The following is a 17,483-nucleotide window of genomic DNA, read 5'->3' as shown; positions in this document are numbered from 1 at the left end:
TTCGACGATGGCCGAGGAAAAGGCCCAGGCCGGAGCAGCCGCAGCAGATGACTCGTCGGTCGCGGCCATTCTGAAGGCTGCACTCGGCGCTCTGACGGCTGACGCCGTCGGGAAGCTGAAGGATAGCCGCGAGGTCAAGGGCGATTCAATCGAGGGGACGGTTCTAGCCTATCGCTCCCTCGGTGCTGTCGCTCAGCACATCTCGCAAAAGATCAAGGAGAGAATCCAGACGAAGAGCGACGAGAAGACCGAAGGCAAGTCCGTACCCGAGACCCCGGGGGTGATGCTGCAGACCTCGGACGAGATCCCGAGCTTCAGCGCGCACCGGAATGTGGATGCTGCCATCAAGCTGGTGGAGGACAACCTTAACGGAGCGGTCGAGGCGGCCAGCGGAGTGCTTGACCCGATCGTCGACGCCCATCTGAAGTCCTTCGCAGGGGCAGCCGGGTTGGCCGGCGCGGCGGTTTCGGCGGCGCTCGCGGTCGGCACGCTGTTCCGCACCGAAACCAAGATCACGCACAGCGTGGTCAACCCGGATGCGGCCGCGCTCGTCGCTGCGGTCGCCGGGAAGCTCCGGGCCTTGATAACGCCCGAGTGCACGGTCCTCACGACGACAAGTCTGGCGGTCCGAGCGATGAACGCGACCGAGAGCCCCTTGCTCAAGCGTCTGGCGGCACTTCATGCAGTTGAGAACAAGGCCTCTGGCCTGATGGCACGGCTGGACAGGCGCCTGGCCGAGAAAGCACCGGACACGCCCAAGGAGGACGCACAGGTCGCGGCGGGTGGGCCGCCGCAATCGCTGGACGCGAAGAAGGAGCCGCTGATCGCTACCAGGGCGCGACTTGCCGACGCGATCAAGGACTACGCGACTCTTCTGGACAAGCTTGGTTCGGCCCCCGCGAATGCCGGGGATGCGGTCCTGCTATCACGGGCCCTGGAAGGCGAGACGCTGTGGGAGGCTCTCGGAGTAGGGGGCCTCATCGTGGCGCTCAAGGTTCTGGGGGGTGGGGGAACGTCCATCGTGGAAGAACGGATCGGCCCGGATCTCGTGATTCACCGGGGCGGTGCGATCGCGAGCTTCGTGATCATTCGGCGGGACGGCACGCTCGAAGACGCCGGTATCTGCATCAAGCAGTCGTCGCACGAAGGGGGTTGGGAATCGAAAGGCGATTTGAGCGTGTGAAGGATCGCTTCGATCTTCCCCACCACGCCGCGGCGGCAAAACCGTCACCCCGGCCTCCTGACGCCCGATCGCCGACCCCGGCCATCGGGCGCCCGGATCATCACCCCATCCAGGGCGGCGTCGGCAGTCCTTTCTCCCTCAGGAACTCCGGGTTGAAGAGCTTCGACTGGTAGCGCGCCCCGCCGTCGCAGAGGATCGTCACCACCGTGTGCCCCGGTCCAAGCCCCTCCGCCACGCGGATCGCCGCCGCGACGTTGATCCCCGCGGAGCCGCCGACGCTCAGCCCCTCGTCGATCAGCAGGGAGTAGACCTGCTCCAGCGCCTCCTCGTCCGAGACGCGCAGCGCATCGTCGATCGGCGCGCCCTCCAAGTTGCCCGGCACCTTGGACGCCTGGCCGATCCCCTCGGTGATGGAGTTGCCCTCGGCCTTCACCTCTCCGGTCTTCACCCAGGAGGCCATGCCGCTGCCATAGGGGTCCGCCAGGACGATCCGGACGCCGGGCTTCCGCGACTTCAGCGCCGCCGCCACGCCGTGCAGGGTCCCGCCCGTGCCGCAGGCGCAGGTGAAGGCATCCACCTTGCCCCCGGTCTGCTCCCAAATCTCCGGCCCCGTCGTCGCCTCATGCGCGGCGGCATTCGCCAGGTTGCCGAACTGGTTGGCCCAGACCGCGCCCATCTCCTCCGCAAGGCGGCGGGAATAGTTCACATAGTGATCGGGCGAGGAGAGCGGCGCCGGCTTCACCAGCCGCAGGTCCGCCCCGATCATCCGCAGGAAGGCGAGCTTCTCCCGGCTCTGCGTCTCCGGCACCACGATGACGGACTTCCAGCCACGGGCGTTCGCGGCCAGCGCGATGCCGATGCCGGTGTTCCCCGCCGTCCCCTCCACCACCGTGCCCGGCTGGAACGGGGTGAGTTGGCCCCGCTTCACGGCATCACCCAGGATGCCCAGGGCGGCCCGGTCTTTGACCGAGCCGCCCGGGTTCATGAACTCCGCCTTGCCCAGGATCTCGCAGCCCGTCCTCTCGGAGGCGCGGCGCAGCCGGATCAGCGGCGTGTTGCCGACGGCCTCCCAGAAATCGGATGCGACACCGGGCATGGGGTCAGGTCCACTCCAGATGGTCAACCCAGCGAAGATAGGGCTTCTCGGTCGTGAAGCCCTGCGGGAACTGCTTCTTCGCGTCGTCGTCCGACATGCTGGCCAGCACGATCGCGCGCTCGCCCGGGCGCCAGTTCACGGGGGTGGCGACCTTGTGCTTGTCGGTGGTCTGCAGGCTGTCGATCACCCGCAGGATCTCGTCGAAGTTGCGGCCCGTGCTGGGCGGATACACCAGCATCAGCCGGATCTTCTTGTTCGGGTCGATCACGTAGACCGTGCGGACCGTCACCGCCGCGTCGGCCTCCGGATGGATCATCCCGTAGAGGTTCGCGACGTGCTTGTCGGGGTCCGAGATCATCGGGAAGTTGACGGCAGTGCCCTGCGTCTCCTCGATGTCGCGGTTCCAGCCCTCGTGCCGGTCCAGCGTGTCCACCGAAAGGCCGATCACCTTCACGCCGCGGCGGTCGAATTCCGGCTTCAGCTTGGCGGTGTAGCCGAGCTCCGTCGTGCAGACCGGGGTGTAGTCCTTCGGGTGGCTGAACAGCACGGCCCAGGAACTGCCCAGCCATTCATGGAAGCGGATCCGGCCCTGCGTCGTGTCCGCCTCGAAATCCGGGGCAATCTGCCCGAGTTGCAGAGTCATGCGTCATTCCTCCGTGGATTTGTGGATTTCACGAAACTAGCACGGGATGGGCAGACGGCTCCACCCTCCCGCGTCGAGGATCTTGCGCCAGTCCACCCGGACGCTCCGCTCCGGCCACGGGATGTCGTCGGGCGCCGTCGCGGTTCAAGGGAGGCGGCGCCGGTCAGGCCGGCGCTGTCCTCCCAAGGGGGCCCGTAGCGCCGCATCCGTGACATCGCCGAGCCTCCGCGCCCGGACACACGGAAGCCGCCCCAATCGTTGGCGGGACGGGAACGCCGGGCTCGCATGCTTTACCGCCCGGACGGCCGCTGCGCCGCCATCGCCTGCACCAACCGCTCCAGAAGCGCGTTCGCCCGCCGCTGCTCCTCAACCAGTTGCGAGAGGTGGTGGACGATCTCGGCCAGCATCACGGAATCGGTGCGTCCGGCAGTCGCGCCCGTCGGGCTTTGGGCCATGCTTTACTCCTGAAGTGGGAATGTCCTGCGCGGCGCAGGATGCTGTCGATTCCCGCCCCTGTGAATGCGCCGGTTCCGGCCCCCATCACGCGGGCGACACCCGCAGGGCCGCCAGCGTGGGTGTCACCCTCCCGTCGCCGTCCGGCAAGCCGGGGACCGGGCACGGCGCAGCGGCCGCCTCATCCATAACGCGAGAGGGACAGGTCGGAGGCGTCGATCTCCGGTGCCCGGCCGGACACGAGGTCCGCGATCAGCCGACCGGAACCGCAGGCCATCGTCCAGCCCAGCGTGCCGTGCCCCGTGTTGGTGAAAAGGTTCGGTAACCGCGTCGGCCCAATGATCGGCGTGCCGTCCGGCGTCATCGGCCGCAGCCCGGTCCAGAACTTCGCGGCCGGGATGTCGCCACCCTCGGGAAAGAGATCGCCGACCGAGTGCTCCAGCGTCTCCCGGCGCGGGCGGCGGAGGCTGTCGGAGAAGCCGGCGATCTCCGCCGTGCCGCCGACCCGGATGCGGTCGCCCAGCCGCGTGATGGCGATCTTGTAGGTCTCGTCCATGACGGTGGAGACCGGCGCCGCCTCGGGATTCGTGACGGGCAGGGTGAGCGAGTACCCTTTCACCGGCTGAACGGGCAGATGCAGGCCCAGCGGCCGCAGCAGCGCCGGCGTATGGCTGCCGAGGGAGGCGATATAGGCATCGGCCGTGAAGCGCCCGGCCTCCGTCTCGACCGACTCGATCCGCCCCCCTTCCTCCCGCAGGCCGGTGACCGTGATCCCCTGGTGGAAGATCACGCCGCGCTCCGCCGCCATCGCCGCCAGACGCTGCGTGAACAGAAAGGCATCGCCGGTCTCGTCCGCGGGCAGCCGCAGCCCGCCCACGAACTTCTCCCGCACGCGGGCCAGCGCGGGCTCCGCCGCGACGCAGCCGGCGGGGTCCAGCACGGAATAGGCGACGCCGTACTCGTCCAGCACGGCCGTGTCGCCGCCGACATGGTCGAGCTGCTTCTGCGTGCGGAAGAGCTGCAGCGTCCCGCCCGCGCCATGGTCGAACTGGATGCCCGTCTCCGCCCGCAGCTCGCCGAGTGCGACGCGGCTGTACTCGGCGATGCGGACCATGCGCGCCTTGTTGCGGCGATAGGCGCGCTCCGTGCAGTTCATCGCCATGCGCGCCAGCCAGCCCCACATCAGCGGCTCCGGCTGTGGCCAGAAGACGAAGGGGCGGTGGTGCATCAGCAGCCACTTCACCGCCTTCATCGGCACGCCCGGCCCTGCCCAGGGCGAGGAGTAGCCGTAGGAGAGCTGGCCGGCATTGGCGAAGCTCGTCTCCAGCCCGGCCTCGGGCTGCCGGTCCAGCACGGTCACCTCGTGCCCGAGGCGCGTCAGGTACCAGGCCGCCGTCACGCCGATCACGCCGCTGCCGAGTACCAGGACCTTCATGCCGTCACCCCATGCCCGTCGTCGCGCCGACCCTGCGCCCGATGCGCGCCGAGGGCCAGACCGGCAGGACGGATGCGCCGACACCCCCCGCGCGCGGAAGCACCGCGCGCCGTGTGATGCGTGAACGCGCCCGACGGCGCTGCGATGAAGCGCGGCGACGACAGACACGCGACAATCCGGCCGTGCCCGCGGCCTTGCCGGCACCGCCCACCCGAATCCTATCCTGCCGTCCGGAGAACGAGGGAGCATCGGGATGGGCAAGCCGCCGAAGGTCCGCCTGCCGAAGGTGCCGGTGCCCGGCGCGCATCACCGCGCCGCAGGCCAGCCGAAGGCCGCGGTGACCGACGAGATGAAGCTCGAGAACTTCGCGCGCGCCGAACTGGTCAAGGCGCTGCCCAAGTCCCTGCGGGACCCGAAGACGGAACATGGCGCGGTGATCTGCCGGGGCAAGCACTCCGGGCACCTCTCGGCCACGCCGCTCCGGTCGGGCACGGCGACGAGCGTGGATGTCGGCCTGGAGGAGCCGAATTGCGGCTGCCCGGAGGGAACGTTGCCCGTCGCCTTCTTCCACACCCACCCGACCGCCGAGGCGGATGGCGGGGGCGGGGCGACGCTGCACGGCGATCCCGACTTCAGCGAGCAGGACAAGCGCCTGGCCAACAACAACCAGATCGTCGCCTTCCTCGGCTCCTTCGACGGCAAGTTCCGCCGCTACATCCCGCCCCAGATCCCGTTCACCGAGTGGCAGGGGAAGCGCTACCTGAACGCGACGGACGAGAACGGGAAGGTCCTGCCCGAGGTGTTCAACGAGACGACGGAGCTCAACGGCCTGCTGCCGAAGACTTAGGACGCCCGGCGCGCGTCACCCCAGCGCGGTGGCGGCCCAGGCCGACCGGGCAAGCGTCGCCGCGTCGCTCCCGACCGCCCCGACCAGTTGCACCCCGAGCGGCATCCCGTTTGGCCCCCGCCCGGCCGGGAGCGTCACGCAGGGCGCGTGCAGCGCGGTCCAGAGCAGGTTGCAGGCGGGATCGCCGGTCGCGGCCAGACCCACCGGCGCCTCGCCCGGCGCGCTGGCGGTCAGGACCAGGTCGTGGTCGGCCATGAAGTCCGCGAAGGCGTCACGCGCCAGGGACAGGGTCTGCCGCGCCGCGGGCAGCGCATCCCGCGGCAGGCCCGCGGCCCAGGCCATCCGCTCCCGCAGTGTGTCCGATAGGCCCTCGGGTGCCGCCGAGAGTTCCCAGGCGAGCGCGTGGCGCGTCTCGCCCTGCATCACCACGGGATGCGCCGCCACGGCGGCGAGCACCGCCGGGGGCAGCGTCGCGCGACGCACCGTCGCGCCGGCGCGGGACAGCGCCTCCGCCGCCCGGTCCAGCAGCGCCCGCGTCGACTCCTCCAGCACCGACTCCGCCGGCCCGGGGATGAAGGCGATCCGGGGCGCCGGGACCGACCGGTCCAGCCCGGCCGCCCAGTCCTGCCCCGCGCAGGCCCCCGCGAGCAGCGCGCAGGCGAGGACGTCCCGTCCGATGGCGCCGATCGTGTCCAATGTCTCGCTCATCATGCGCATGCCGCCGCGGTGGATCAGCCCGTGGCTCGGCTTAAAGCCGACGACGCCGCAGAAGGCGGCGGGCCGGATGATGGACCCGGCCGTCTGAGTCCCGAAGGCCATGGGGAAGAAGCCGGCTGCCACCCCTGCCGCCGAACCCTGGGAGGACCCGCCGGGCGTTCGCGAGGGATCGTGCGGGTTCGTCGTCGCGCCGGGGATGCGGGTGGCGAACTCCGTGGTGACGGTCTTGCCCGCCACCACCCCGCCGGCGGCGCGCGCCAGGGCCACGCAGGCCGCGTCCGCCCGGGGGCGGTGCCCCGTCCAGATCGGCGATCCGTATCCGGTCGGCAGGTCCGCCGTATCCAGCACGTCCTTCACCCCGACCGGCAATCCGGCGAGCGGGGAGTCCGCCGCGGCGCGCGCGGCCCCCACCCGCCAGTGCCCCTCGTCCATTTCGGCGAAGGCGCGGACCACGCCCTCCCGCGCCGTGACGCGGTCGAGACAGGCCTCGGCCAGCGCACCAGGGGTGAGCCGACCCGCCCGCAGGTCGGCCAGCAGGTCGGCGGTGGGGCGGCCCGGGAGTTCGGTCATGCGCGATCCTCCGCGCAGCCGGGGACCGGGCGTCAAGCCCTGATCTTCCGCGGAACCGTCCCAACCTCTTCCCTGTGCTCGACGCCGAAGCCCCCGCCCACGTCATTCCCTTCCCGCCCCAGCGCACCCCGCCGGTCGCGACACGCGCCCTGCTGGCCGCGTGGGATGCGGCGCGGGCGGCCGCGTCGGCGCACCTCGAAGGCCCGCCCCGCCGCTTCCGCTTCGCGCCCGCGGCGGCCGGGCAGGCACCGTCCGACCTGCTCCTCGCGGACCGCGACGCCCGCTGCTGGGCCGAGGCGATCGACCGCCGGACCGGACTCGACACGGCGGAGGGGATCGCGACTCTTCTCCGCCTGCTCGCCCTTGTGGAGGTGATGGGCCGCGCCCCCTGGCTGCGCGACCATTTCGAGATCGGGCGCGGCGGCACTCTGCTGCACCCCGCGCTGCTGCGCGCGGCGGCGGTGGACCCCCTGGACGCCGGGGCCCGCTTCGATGAAGAGGGGCTGCGACGCCGCCTCACCCGCCCCCGGATCGCGGGGCCTTCCCCCGCCGGAGCCCGCCCCGCATGACCGTTCGCCCCCTCCTCGTGCTGCTGCTGCTCGGCGCCTGCGCTGCCCCGCCGCCCCAGACCGCGGCCCAGCGCGAGACCCGCGCCCTGACCGACGCGTGCCGGACCGAGGCCGACCGCGTGGTCCGCTACCGCGACCGGGGGCAGACGATGCGTCACGACGACTACAATGCCCGCATCGGCACGACCGACTACCTCGGTCCGCAGGTGATCACGGACCAGATCGCCCAGGTCTATGACCGTGACCGCATCGCGGCGGAATGCGTGCGCGGCTCGCGGGAAGCGCCGGCCACCGCAGCTCCCACGGGGGCCCCCGCCCCGGGCGGACGCGCACCGCGCCGCTAGGGCGGCCGGGAGGTGTCCGGGACACGGCCTCATCTCGCACCACTCGGCCGCTCGCTCGCCCTGGTGCCCGGGTAGGCCGCCTTGCCGATCTACTCCCGCCTCGGCGGCCCGCTCTGGCGGGCGCTCTCGTCCCGCAACGCGCGCATTTTCTTCTCTGCCAGCCTTGTCGCCTGGACGGGGCTGTGGATGCACCGCATCGCCGTCGCCTGGCTGGCCTGGGAGCTGACCGGTAGCGCCGCCTGGGTCGGCGCCGTCGCGTTCGCGGACCTCGCCCCCGCCGTGCTGTGCAGCCCGGTCGCGGGGGCGGTGGCGGACCGCATGGACCGGGTGCTGCTCACCCAGTTCTCCCAGGGCGCGATCGCCCTCGGGGCGGGCCTGGAGGCGCTTCTCGTCGGCACCGGCTCGATCAGCATCGGCCTGCTCCTGGCCATCGAGACCTGGAACGGCGTCGCCGCCTCCTTCTCCCAGCCCGCTCGGCAGACCCTCATGCCCGCCCTCGTCGCGCGGGAGGACCTGCCCTCGGCGGTGGCGGCCAACAGCCTTCTCTTCAACGTCGCCCGCTTCATCGGGCCAGGGATGGCCGGCCCCGTCATCGCGATCGCGGGCGTCTGGCCGGCCATGCTCTGCAACGCTCTCGGCAATCTCCTCGCCACGGCCACCATGCCGGCCCTGACGATCGACCCCGCCCACCGCCGCGGCCATCCGGCGACGGCCAGCCTCCTGGCAGAGACGGTGGAGGGCCTTGCCTACGCCGCCCGCCACCCCGGCCTCGGTCCCCTCTTCGGCTTCGCGGCGCTGGCCGCCATTCTCCTGCGAGGGGTGCCGGAGATACTGCCCCCCTATGTCGAGCGGCTCTTCGGGCGCGGTGCCGAGTCCCTCGGCGCGCTGACGGCCAGCTTCGCCGTGGGCGCGCTGACGGCGGGGCTGATCGTCGCCTCTCGCGGAAGGTTACGGGGCACCACCCGGATCGCCATCGCCGCCGTTGCGGCGCAGGCGGTGGCCATGGCCGGCTTCGTCGCGACTGGAGAGTTCCTCTTCGCCATGGTCTGTGCGGCGATGCTCGGCGCCTGCGGCTCGGCGCACGGCATCTCCGTGCAGGTGCTCGCCCAGACCGCCGCCGCCCCGTCCATGCGCGGCCGGATCATGTCGGTATGGGGGATGATCTCCCGCGCCGGGCCGGCCCTCGGGGCGCTGATGCTCGGCGGGGCCGGGGAGATCTGGGGACTGCGATGGCCGACGCTGGCCGCGGTCGGCCTCGGCGTCGCGCTCGTGGCCTGGGCCGCGACCCGCGCCAAAGATATCGCCCGGGCGCTGGAGGTCCCGCGAGAGGAGCGCGGCTGACGGTGCCCCCCAGGGAGCGGCGGTTCCAACCGGACCGGGCGCAGGCTAGAAGCGCCGCGCCATTCCGGCCACGGAGCTTTCCACGATGAGCGGCATCCTTCGCAAGGGCACCGGCCCGATCCTCTCCACCTCGGTGGAGTATCACGGCTTCGTCTATCTCGCGGGCCTGACCGCGGACGACCTGTCCCAGGATGTGTCGGGGCAGACGAAGCAGATCCTCGATAAGATCGATGCGGCGCTCGAGGAGCACGGCACCGATAAGACCCGCCTTCTCCAGGCCCAGATCTGGCTGAAGGACATCCGCGACCGCGACGCCATGAATAAGCTCTGGTCCGCCTGGCTGCCGGCTGGCGGCGCCCCGGTGCGCGCCTGCGTGCAGGCGAACATGGCGGATCCTCGCCACCTCGTTGAAATCATGGTCACGGCCTGCCGCTGACCGACTCCGTTCGGCCGACATCACGTTCCGGTGTCGGCCGGACTTACGCTGTGGCTTTCGGGCCGCAACACTGTGACCCAAGTCTCTGATAAGCCTAGAGCGTAGGAAATCTGTCCCGATCGTGTCGCGTCTGGCACGCCGCAACCGACAAATCACGCCGGATTACGGCGCGAAACACAGGTTCCGGTTGCCCGGGTTTCGCTGCTCCCGATAACACGTCCGTGACGACACGGAAGTGCGTGGAGCCGGCGAAGACCGGCGGGGGATGCAGGCAGATTACGGGGGATTTCATGGCAAAAGCCTCAACAGTAGCGATCGCGGCGGCGTGCGGACTCCTTCTCGCGGCCGGGTGGAACGGGGCTGAGGCTTCGACCCGTGGCCGGAGCACGGCCAAGCACACGTCCGCCGGGCGCGCTGCGGCCCCGGCACCCGCGGCCCGCACGGCCGCGCCAGCGGTCCGGATGGCGGCGCCGGCCGGCCGCGTGGCGGCCCGCTCGGCGGCTCCTTCAAGCCGTGCCCTTCCCGTCCGCTTCTCCCGCTTCGCCTTCGCCGCGCCGGAGCTGCGCCGACAGCCGAAGCCGACCGGTCACAAGTCCGCCCGCCGCTCCGCCGAACCGTCCGAGCCCGTGCTGGCCAGCCTCCCGGCGCCGGGCAACGCCTCGGTGGATCGCTCCTACGGCGGCGGCCTCTCCTGCGTGCCCTACGTGCGCATGGTCACCGGCATGCAGGTGAGCGGCAACGGCGGCACCTGGTGGAACAACGCCGCGGGCCTCTACCAGCGCGGCAGCCGGCCGGAGCCCGGTTCGGTGCTCGTCTTCCGCTCCTCCGGTGGCATGCGCGCCGGGCACGTGGCGGTGGTGGAGCGGCAGGTGAGCGCGCGTGAGATCACCATCCACCACTCCAACTGGGGCGGCCCTGGCATTCGCCGCGGCACCGTGACCCGCAACGTCTCGGTGATGGACGTGTCTCCGGGGAACGACTGGACCGCGGTCCGCGTCCAGACCGGCCTGAGCAGCGAGAACTACGGCCGGACCTACGCGACCTACGGCTTCATCTTCAACCGCCCCGAGGGCGGCAGCGGCCGGGTGATGCAGGCCCGCGTCGGCCGCGGCTTCGAGGAGGTGGCGGAAGGCCCCGCCAGCCCGCACCTGCGCTTCATCAACACGGCCATCGGCGGCCTGGGCGTCGAGAGCGCCCGCTGAGCGACCGGCCGCCCGGCTAGACCGGGCGCCACGGCGGGAGGGCCCGCATCGCCTCAGGGGGAGGCGATGCGGGCCCTTTCCGTTTTCGGGTGCGCCTGGACCAGCCCGGCAGCAGCGACTGACCGCCCTGCCCCGGCTCGCGGAGATGCGGCCCCGCGGACGATGAGCCCTACGTCGCGCCCGCCGCCGGCTCCTTCGAGCGGTCCCAGAAATTCGGGACGAGCCCGTTGCTGTAGCCGGAGATAAATTCCCGCCGAGCGCCCGTGGCCGGATCGAAGACATGACGGCGCACCGCACCGATATTCGCGCCATAGATATGGACCGAGATGCTGGCCCGGTCCGCCAGGGCGTTCTCGACGCGGTGGATGTCGTTGTCCTCCGGGCGGATCGCCAGCACCTCCCCTGGCCGGAGACGGTCCACGCGGCCCGGCACCATCGGCGGGCCGTGGTGCATTTCCGTCGAGATCTCCTCGCCCCGCAGCATGCCGACGAGCCCCCAGACCGTATGGTCGTGCACCGGCGTCGATGCGCCGGGGCCCCAGACGAAGGCGACGAGCGAGAAGCGCTCCAGGGGATCGCAGTGAAGAAGGTACTGCCGGTAGCCCGGCCCGCATTCCGCGAAGGGCGCGGGAAGCCAGTCATCGGCGGAGACAAGGTCCCGGAGGAGGTCAGCACCCTCGGACAGCCAGCGCTCCTGGCCGGCGCCCGCCTCCGCGAGGCGCGTCAGACCGCGGACAGCGTCTCGCAGCCGGGCGAGACCGGTCATGACGATTCCTCCTCCCGCACGGCCGGTCAGGCCGGCGTCACGCTCCAGTCGGCCGGCTGGGCAACTTCCACCCGGTTCCGGCCGTTGGCCTTCGCCCGGTAGAGCGCCGCATCGGCCGCCCCGGTCAGCTGGTCCACCGAGGATTCGGGCTGGGCCACGGCCACGCCGATGCTGATCGTCACGGGCAGAGCCCGCTCGGCCATGCGGACCGGCGTGCCGGCGATCGCCACCCGCAGACGCTCCGCCACCAGCGCGGCATCCTCCGCCGGCTGGGGGGCCATGGCGACGACGAACTCCTCGCCGCCGAAGCGGGCCACCACGTCCACGGCGCGGAGGTGGGAGCGGAGCCGGTCCGCCACCTCCTGCAGCACGACGTCGCCGACCGCGTGGCCGTAGGTATCGTTGACCGATTTGAACCGGTCGACGTCGATCAGCAGCAGCGTCGCGCCGCCGTTGCGCAGCAGCCCGTCGAGGTGCCGGATGACGTAGCGACGGTTCCGAAGGCCGGTCAGGCTGTCGGTGACCGCCATTTCCAGGCTGCGCTGGAGGTCGGCCCGCAGCCGCTCCTGGTAGCGCTTGCGGCGCACCTGGTTGCGGGCCCGGGCCCGCAGCTCGTTCGGGTCCACCGGGCGGAGCACGTGGTCATTGGCGCCGAGGTCGAAGCCGCGCAGCACCTGGTTCCGCTGGTCCGCGTCCGCGACCAGCAGGACCGGCACCTCCCGCATCGTGGCCTGGGCGCGCATGCGGGACGCGAGCCGCAGCCCCTCCCCGTCGTCCAGCCAGAGGCTGAGCAGGGCGAGGTCGAAATCCCCGTGGGACAGTTTTTCCCAGGCGATGTTCACATCGGGCGCGCGGACCACCCGGATGCCGTCCTGGGCGAGGATGTCGGTCAGGAGCACCGCCTCCTCATCATCCTCGGTGGCGACGAGGGCGCACGCGCCGGCGACGCTCCGGGCCGGGTCCGGCATCGGTTCGAAGCCGAGGTCCTTCGCCGTCTCGGCGCGGAGGCGAAAGGCGTCCAGCACCTGCTTCGTCCGCAGCAGGGCACGGAGCCGGGCGAAGAGGGTGGCGTGATCCACAGGTTTGGACAGGAAGTCGTCCGCTCCGGCCTCCAGCCCGCGCACGCGCTCCGTCTGGTCGACGAGGGCGGTGATCATGACGACCGGTATATGAACGGTCATCGGGCTGCTCTTCAGCAGGCGGCAGACCTCGTACCCGTCCATCCCCGGCATCATCACGTCGAGCAGGATGACATCCGGTCCCCAGGACTGGGCGAGGCGCAGCGCCTCCGGCCCGGAGCTGGCCAGGGCGACCTCGTAGTACTCGGCGTTCAGCCGGGCCTCGAGCAGCTTCAGGTTGGCGGCGATGTCGTCCACCACCAGGACGCGTGCGGTCATCGCCGGCTCTTCTCCGCCAGCGTCGTCCCGATTCTTGCGACGCAACGCAAGGAGCCCAGTCCAACCCCTTGATCGTTCATCCGGTCAACGTTAGCCATGTCATGATGTTGGGTGGCGCCTCCGGAGCGCCGACGCGAGTTACCATCAGCGTGTTCCCGCCGCGCGGGTTTCGCAACCCTCCTCCTTTGCGCCTGACGCATCGGTGGCGGCCTGTGCTGCGCGCGCATCGACCGGAGAGGCCAGACCCCGCGGGGTCAGCCACTCGCGAGGACCGCCTCTCCCCCGTTCGGAAGCCCGAGCCTAGCGACCAGCCGCGCGCGCGAACCCTGTACCGGCCGGAGCACCGCGCCCAGCCCGCGCTCATCCAGCGCGGCCGAGAGCTCGGACGCTAGCGGGTGCTCTGCCTCCAGCGCGAGCAGTCGGCACCCCGAATCCGGCAAGCGCCCGGCCGCGGCCTCTCCGTCCCAGACAATCAGCGGCGGCAGCAGGCCATCGAAGGACAGCTCGGGCGGCGGCGTGACGAACCGCCAGGATAGCCCGCCGCGGGACATGGGGCGGGGCGATCCCAGGCGCTCGGGACCGAGCCTGGCGGCGAGGCCCTCCAGCGAATCGGCCCGGGCCACCCATCCGATCAGCGACGGACGCACGGCGATGGCAGTCCTTACCTCCGGCCTGTCGAGGCCGAAGAGGCGTGGGAGCGGCGGTTCCGGCTGGTCCGGGTCCGGCGCGATCACCTCGAGATAAGCCTCGGGCCCGAGGCCGAGCAGCAGGTTGTGCGTCCCCGCTCCGACATGCGTCCCTCCCCCTGTCGGCCGGACCCCGAGCCAGCGCTCCACCGCCTCGGCGCCGGCGGAGAGGGTGGCGGCCCCGACGACGATGTGGTCGAGCGCGGCCATCTCAGCGCTTCGCGAACTGGGCAGCACCGAAGAGGTTCTCCCGCTCCTTGTCTGAGATCGTGCCTTGGCGCTGGCGCTCCGCGAGCACGGCGACGCCGCGCTGGACCGCGGGGCGGGCGGCGATGGTGTCGTGCCACCGGCGGACATTCGGAAATTCTACAAGATCAATGCCACGGCGCTCGGGGTTGCGGAGCCATGGGAAGGTGGCGATGTCCGCGATGGAGTACTCGCCCGCTAGGAATTCGGCCTCGGACAACCGCTTGTCGAGCACGCCGTGCAAGCGGCGGACCTCGTTGGCATAGCGCTGCTGGGCGTAGGGCAGCGTCTCCGGCGCATAGTTATGGAAGTGGCCGTACTGCCCGAACATCGGGCCCACGCCGCCCATCTGGAACATCAACCACTGCAGGCAGGTGGCACGGGCCGCCGGGTCCGATGGGATCAGGCGCCCGGTCTTCTCCGCGAGGTAGATGAGGATCGCGCCGGATTCGAAGAGGCGGAGGGGTTGTCCGCCGGGCCCGTCCGGATCGACGATCGCGGGAATCCGGTGGTTGGGGTTGATCGCCAGGAAGTCGGGGCTGAACTGCTCCCCGGCGCCGATGTTTACGGGGACCACCGTATAGGGCAGCCCGAGTTCCTCCAGCGCGATGTGGATCTTGTGGCCGTTGGGGGTGGGCCAGGTCCAGGCCTCGATCGGACGGGTCATCCTGCTTCTCCTCGCTCCACGCCGCTGTTTCGAAGGGCGGATCGCGACCTGCACGAGGATGCGCCGCGCGCGACGGGCGCGACAATCCCGGCACCTTCGCGCGATCGTTCCGGGTCTATCCACGGTCGCTTCAATCGCCGGCCGGAACGAACGATCCGGCCCAGGAGGAGCGGATGGTCGGCTTCCCCGCGGCCCGTCTGACCGACATGCATATCTGCCCGATGGTGACGCCGGGCGTGCCGCCCATTCCGCATGTCGGCGGCCCGGTCATCGGGCCCTGCGCGGCCACGGTACTGATCGGCGGGCTGCCGGCCGCGCGTATTACCGACATGTGCACCTGCGTCGGACCGCCCGACGTGATCATGAAGGGATCGCCCACCGTCCTCACCCTGAAGATGCCGCAGACGCGGATCCTGGTGGACACCTGCTCCCATGGTGGGTTCGTCGTGGTCGGCTGCTTCACGGTCCTGGTCGGTGACGGCGCAGGGGGCGGAGGCGGCGGCGGTGGGGGCGGCGGGGGTCCTGGCGGCGCTGCCGCGGCGGTGCTGGCGCGGATTGCGTCGGGCGACTCCAACATCAAGATCGACGGGACGCCGGAGTTCCAGGCGAAGACCATGGTTGCCCTCGCCAAGCTGGCCACCACGCCGACGGGGCTTCAGCTTCTGCAGGACCTCGATGCCGGGCCGCACACGACGACCATTCACGAGACGGCGGACGGGAACGAGGCCGGCGCCAAGGATTCGAGCAAGGCCAACCGCAAGGACCCCAGCACCCCAGGCCCGGGCTCGGACGGCGACGTCTACTGGAACCCGGACCGGACCACCGTGCCGCCGGGCACCGAGCCCTGGATGACGCGGGACCCGGCCATCGGGCTCGGCCACGAGCTCATCCATGCCAAGCACTACAATGACGGGACGCGGGAGACCGGAAGTTCGGACTACACCGGAGCGGACGGGAACACCCGCACTGCGCGGAACGAGGAGCAGCAGACGGCCGGTGTCGGCCCCCACAGGAACGACCCGATGACCGAGAACCAGCTTCGGCGCGAATTCACCGACAACGGCCTCGGGGACCACCCCGAGCGCCCCTACTACTAGGGAGGACCCCGTGCGCCTCGCAACGCAGCTCGCCTCGGCGGGCCAGGACGGCGTGACCGTCGAGTACAGGCTAGGGAACGATCGCGCGGCCGCCGCGATGGTGATGGACGCGCTCCTGCTCGTCGCGCGCTCCGGCGCCGCCGTGCCGGACCCGCAGCTCGCCTACGTCATCCCGCGGGAGGACGGGGCGGAGGTGGGCAAGTTCATCGTCCCGGTGCCGGAGGATCGCGACATCGAGGCGCCAGAGGTGCCGCTCGCCCGGCGGCTGGAGCCGGGCGCGGTCTGGACGGGGCGGATGCGGCTGCCCCTGCCGCTGACCCCGCGCTACCCCTATCTGCGACGCCCGCCCACCGCCGCGGCCCGCCACGTCGAGCATCTGCGGGTGGTCATCGGCTTCGTGGACCTGGCCCGGGTCGAGCCGGGCCGCTCGGCGTTCCGGCCCTACCCGGCCGCCGCCGGCCTCTTCGTGCCCGAGCATGGCGGGGCCCTGCGGTTGCAGGAGTTGGCCGCCACCACGATCGACCTGCCGCCGCCGGGCCTCTCCGCCGCCTGGTAAGGCTGAGGGCCGGGCCCTAGGCGTTGCCGGAGAGGTGGTCCATCGCCGCCTGCACGCCACCGCTCTTGTGCGGCACACCCGCGATCCGCAGCCCCATCTCCACGCCGCTGAGCGTGCCGATGAGCGACAGGTCGTCGAAGGCCCCGAGGTGGCCGATGCGGAACACCCGGTCGTTCAGCCGCCCCAGGCCGTTGCCGAGCGACATGTCGAAGCGCTCCAGGATCGCCGCGCGCAGGCCGTTCGCCGAGTGGCCCTCTGGCACGCGGACGGCGGTCAGGGCGGACGAGAAGTGACGGGGGTCCTCGCACTGGACCTCCAGCCCCCAGCTCCGGACGGCGCGGCGGGTGGCCTCGGCGTGGCGGTCGTGGCGGGCGAAGACGTTCGCCAGCCCCTCCTCCGCGAGCATGTCGAGGGCGGTGTCGAGCGCGTAAAGGAGGTTGGTGGCGGGGGTGTAGGGGAAGTAGCCGGTGGCGTTGGAGGCCAGCATCGGCTTCCAGTCCCAGTAGGACTTCGCCAGCTTCGCGCTCTCCGACGCCTTCAGGGCCTTCTTCGACACGGCGTTGAACGACAGGCCGGGGGGCAACATGAGGCCCTTCTGGGAACCGGAGACGGTCACGTCCACGCCCCAGGCGTCGTGCCGGTACTCGATCGAGCCGAGCGACGAGATCGTGTCCACCAGCAGCAGCGCGGGATGGCCGGCGGCGTCCAGGGCGGCGCGGACCTCGTCGATGCGGGACGTGCAGCCCGTCGAGGTCTCGTTGTGGACGACGCAGACGGCCTTGATCTCGTGGCCCCTGTCGGCGCGGAGGGCGGCCTCGATGGCCGGCACGTCGGCGGCGCGGCGCCAGTCGGTCTCCAGCAGGCGGGGGCGCAGGCCCAGGCGCTCCGCCATCTCCTTCCAGAGATGGGCGAACCAGCCGGTCTCGCACATCAGGACGGTATCGCCGGGCGAGAGGGTGTTCACCAGCGCCGCTTCCCAGGCGCCGGTGCCGGAGGCGGGGAAGATGATGACCGGCTCGGCCGTGCCGAAGACGGGGCGCAGCTTCTCCAGCACGCGCTGGCCAAGCACGCCGAAGTCGGGGCCGCGGTGGTCCATGGTGGGGTTGTCCATGGCCCGCAGCACCCGGTCCGGCACGTTGGTCGGGCCGGGGATCTGCAGGTGGTGCCGCCCGCTGTCGCGTCGGGACGTGTAGTAGGCCATGGGATTCCTCCGCTTCGTCGTCCCTGGTAGC

Annotated in this window: 19 protein-coding genes; 9 read left to right on the top strand and 10 right to left on the bottom strand. The window is 71.2% G+C overall.

Annotated elements, in window-relative coordinates; translation table 11 throughout:
* Window positions 1-7 precede the first annotated feature (7 nt).
* Window positions 8-1,183 carry a hypothetical protein gene (locus tag ACP6CK_RS02305; RefSeq protein ID WP_426957162.1) on the top strand — a complete coding sequence of 392 codons (1,176 nt, stop codon included), beginning with the start codon at window positions 8-10 and terminating at the stop codon, window positions 1,181-1,183.
* A gap of 100 nt (window positions 1,184-1,283) precedes the next feature.
* Here ACP6CK_RS02305 and ACP6CK_RS02300 read toward each other — a convergent pair whose 3' ends face one another.
* From ACP6CK_RS02300 to ACP6CK_RS02285, 4 genes are all read right to left on the bottom strand, one after another.
* Window positions 1,284-2,279, bottom strand: a complete 996-nt coding sequence (locus ACP6CK_RS02300; RefSeq protein ID WP_426957161.1) for a cysteine synthase A — start codon at window positions 2,277-2,279, stop codon at window positions 1,284-1,286.
* 4 nt (window positions 2,280-2,283) lie between these two features.
* The gene (locus ACP6CK_RS02295; protein WP_426957160.1) at window positions 2,284-2,922 is read right to left on the bottom strand and encodes a peroxiredoxin; all 639 of its coding nucleotides are present in this window, start codon (window positions 2,920-2,922) and stop codon (window positions 2,284-2,286) included.
* Window positions 2,923-3,212: 290 nt separating this feature from the next.
* Window positions 3,213-3,377 (bottom strand): hypothetical protein, encoded by a 165-nt coding sequence (locus tag ACP6CK_RS02290; protein WP_426957159.1) that lies wholly within the window; start codon window positions 3,375-3,377, stop codon window positions 3,213-3,215.
* Between the two features lie 179 nt (window positions 3,378-3,556).
* Window positions 3,557-4,810: a D-amino acid dehydrogenase gene (locus ACP6CK_RS02285; RefSeq protein WP_426957158.1), complete on the bottom strand. Its 1,254-nt coding sequence runs from the start codon at window positions 4,808-4,810 to the stop codon at window positions 3,557-3,559.
* A 253-nt stretch (window positions 4,811-5,063) separates the two neighbouring features.
* On the opposite strand from ACP6CK_RS02285, the gene ACP6CK_RS02280 reads away from it, so the two are divergent.
* Complete coding sequence (locus tag ACP6CK_RS02280; protein WP_426957157.1) at window positions 5,064-5,657, top strand: DUF4329 domain-containing protein; 594 nt, start codon at window positions 5,064-5,066, stop codon at window positions 5,655-5,657.
* A 15-nt stretch (window positions 5,658-5,672) separates the two neighbouring features.
* On the opposite strand, the gene ACP6CK_RS02275 is transcribed toward ACP6CK_RS02280, so the two are convergent.
* Window positions 5,673-6,944: an amidase gene (locus ACP6CK_RS02275; RefSeq protein WP_426957156.1), complete on the bottom strand. Its 1,272-nt coding sequence runs from the start codon at window positions 6,942-6,944 to the stop codon at window positions 5,673-5,675.
* Between the two features lie 74 nt (window positions 6,945-7,018).
* Here ACP6CK_RS02275 and ACP6CK_RS02270 point away from each other — a divergent pair, with 74 nt between their 5' ends.
* From ACP6CK_RS02270 to ACP6CK_RS02250, 5 genes are all read left to right on the top strand, one after another.
* Window positions 7,019-7,513 (top strand): hypothetical protein, encoded by a 495-nt coding sequence (locus tag ACP6CK_RS02270; protein WP_426957155.1) that lies wholly within the window; start codon window positions 7,019-7,021, stop codon window positions 7,511-7,513.
* Window positions 7,510-7,857, top strand: a complete 348-nt coding sequence (locus tag ACP6CK_RS02265; RefSeq protein WP_426957154.1) for a hypothetical protein — start codon at window positions 7,510-7,512, stop codon at window positions 7,855-7,857. The genes ACP6CK_RS02270 and ACP6CK_RS02265 overlap by 4 nt, the downstream gene beginning before the upstream one ends.
* Window positions 7,858-7,938: 81 nt before the next feature.
* Window positions 7,939-9,198 (top strand): MFS transporter, encoded by a 1,260-nt coding sequence (locus tag ACP6CK_RS02260; RefSeq protein WP_426957153.1) that lies wholly within the window; start codon window positions 7,939-7,941, stop codon window positions 9,196-9,198.
* Window positions 9,199-9,283: 85 nt separating this feature from the next.
* Entirely contained in the window at window positions 9,284-9,634 is a 351-nt protein-coding gene (locus ACP6CK_RS02255) for a RidA family protein (RefSeq protein WP_426957152.1), read from the top strand.
* Between the two features lie 461 nt (window positions 9,635-10,095).
* Window positions 10,096-10,836: a CHAP domain-containing protein gene (locus tag ACP6CK_RS02250; protein WP_426957151.1), complete on the top strand. Its 741-nt coding sequence runs from the start codon at window positions 10,096-10,098 to the stop codon at window positions 10,834-10,836.
* Between the two features lie 169 nt (window positions 10,837-11,005).
* On the opposite strand, the gene ACP6CK_RS02245 is transcribed toward ACP6CK_RS02250, so the two are convergent.
* The 4 genes from ACP6CK_RS02245 to ACP6CK_RS02230 form a co-directional block, all read right to left on the bottom strand.
* On the bottom strand, window positions 11,006-11,602 hold the full coding sequence (locus ACP6CK_RS02245; protein WP_426957150.1) for a cysteine dioxygenase: 597 nt from the start codon (window positions 11,600-11,602) through the stop codon (window positions 11,006-11,008).
* A 26-nt stretch (window positions 11,603-11,628) separates the two neighbouring features.
* A complete protein-coding gene (locus ACP6CK_RS02240) occupies window positions 11,629-12,999 on the bottom strand; it encodes a PleD family two-component system response regulator (protein ID WP_426957149.1) in 1,371 nt (456 codons plus the stop codon).
* A gap of 254 nt (window positions 13,000-13,253) precedes the next feature.
* Window positions 13,254-13,895 (bottom strand): VOC family protein, encoded by a 642-nt coding sequence (locus ACP6CK_RS02235; RefSeq protein WP_426957148.1) that lies wholly within the window; start codon window positions 13,893-13,895, stop codon window positions 13,254-13,256.
* Window position 13,896: 1 nt separating this feature from the next.
* Window positions 13,897-14,598, bottom strand: coding sequence for a glutathione S-transferase N-terminal domain-containing protein (locus ACP6CK_RS02230; RefSeq protein ID WP_426957147.1), 702 nt, complete (start codon window positions 14,596-14,598; stop codon window positions 13,897-13,899).
* Between the two features lie 173 nt (window positions 14,599-14,771).
* Between ACP6CK_RS02230 and ACP6CK_RS02225 the strand changes: the two genes are divergently transcribed.
* Window positions 14,772-15,695: a M91 family zinc metallopeptidase gene (locus ACP6CK_RS02225; protein WP_426957146.1), complete on the top strand. Its 924-nt coding sequence runs from the start codon at window positions 14,772-14,774 to the stop codon at window positions 15,693-15,695.
* Window positions 15,696-15,705: 10 nt separating this feature from the next.
* Window positions 15,706-16,251 (top strand): hypothetical protein, encoded by a 546-nt coding sequence (locus tag ACP6CK_RS02220; protein ID WP_426957145.1) that lies wholly within the window; start codon window positions 15,706-15,708, stop codon window positions 16,249-16,251.
* 16 nt (window positions 16,252-16,267) lie between these two features.
* On the opposite strand, the gene ACP6CK_RS02215 is transcribed toward ACP6CK_RS02220, so the two are convergent.
* Complete coding sequence (locus ACP6CK_RS02215) at window positions 16,268-17,452, bottom strand: pyridoxal-phosphate-dependent aminotransferase family protein (protein ID WP_426957144.1); 1,185 nt, start codon at window positions 17,450-17,452, stop codon at window positions 16,268-16,270.
* Window positions 17,453-17,483 lie beyond the last annotated feature (31 nt).

Source organism: Muricoccus radiodurans, assembly GCF_050154705.1.
GTDB lineage: Bacteria > Pseudomonadota > Alphaproteobacteria > Acetobacterales > Acetobacteraceae > Roseomonas > Roseomonas radiodurans.
Note: the sequence above shows the minus strand (reverse complement) of the source record. Positions and strands in the feature narration are given on the sequence as shown.

What these genes read in the sequence shown, in the direction of transcription:
- ACP6CK_RS02215 (WP_426957144.1), bottom strand. Translation starts at nt 17,452, where the DNA reads ATGGCCTACTACACGTCCCGACGCGACAGCGGGCGGCACCACCTGCAG.
- ACP6CK_RS02290 (WP_426957159.1), bottom strand. Translation starts at nt 3,377, where the DNA reads ATGGCCCAAAGCCCGACGGGCGCGACTGCCGGACGCACCGATTCCGTG.
- ACP6CK_RS02250 (WP_426957151.1), top strand. Translation starts at nt 10,096, where the DNA reads ATGGCGGCGCCGGCCGGCCGCGTGGCGGCCCGCTCGGCGGCTCCTTCA.
- ACP6CK_RS02225 (WP_426957146.1), top strand. Translation starts at nt 14,772, where the DNA reads ATGGTCGGCTTCCCCGCGGCCCGTCTGACCGACATGCATATCTGCCCG.
- ACP6CK_RS02255 (WP_426957152.1), top strand. Translation starts at nt 9,284, where the DNA reads ATGAGCGGCATCCTTCGCAAGGGCACCGGCCCGATCCTCTCCACCTCG.
- ACP6CK_RS02295 (WP_426957160.1), bottom strand. Translation starts at nt 2,922, where the DNA reads ATGACTCTGCAACTCGGGCAGATTGCCCCGGATTTCGAGGCGGACACG.
- ACP6CK_RS02305 (WP_426957162.1), top strand. Translation starts at nt 8, where the DNA reads ATGGCCGAGGAAAAGGCCCAGGCCGGAGCAGCCGCAGCAGATGACTCG.
- ACP6CK_RS02230 (WP_426957147.1), bottom strand. Translation starts at nt 14,598, where the DNA reads ATGACCCGTCCGATCGAGGCCTGGACCTGGCCCACCCCCAACGGCCAC.
- ACP6CK_RS02300 (WP_426957161.1), bottom strand. Translation starts at nt 2,279, where the DNA reads ATGCCCGGTGTCGCATCCGATTTCTGGGAGGCCGTCGGCAACACGCCG.
- ACP6CK_RS02275 (WP_426957156.1), bottom strand. Translation starts at nt 6,944, where the DNA reads ATGACCGAACTCCCGGGCCGCCCCACCGCCGACCTGCTGGCCGACCTG.
- ACP6CK_RS02265 (WP_426957154.1), top strand. Translation starts at nt 7,510, where the DNA reads ATGACCGTTCGCCCCCTCCTCGTGCTGCTGCTGCTCGGCGCCTGCGCT.
- ACP6CK_RS02245 (WP_426957150.1), bottom strand. Translation starts at nt 11,602, where the DNA reads ATGACCGGTCTCGCCCGGCTGCGAGACGCTGTCCGCGGTCTGACGCGC.
- ACP6CK_RS02240 (WP_426957149.1), bottom strand. Translation starts at nt 12,999, where the DNA reads ATGACCGCACGCGTCCTGGTGGTGGACGACATCGCCGCCAACCTGAAG.
- ACP6CK_RS02285 (WP_426957158.1), bottom strand. Translation starts at nt 4,810, where the DNA reads ATGAAGGTCCTGGTACTCGGCAGCGGCGTGATCGGCGTGACGGCGGCC.
- ACP6CK_RS02280 (WP_426957157.1), top strand. Translation starts at nt 5,064, where the DNA reads ATGGGCAAGCCGCCGAAGGTCCGCCTGCCGAAGGTGCCGGTGCCCGGC.
- ACP6CK_RS02235 (WP_426957148.1), bottom strand. Translation starts at nt 13,895, where the DNA reads ATGGCCGCGCTCGACCACATCGTCGTCGGGGCCGCCACCCTCTCCGCC.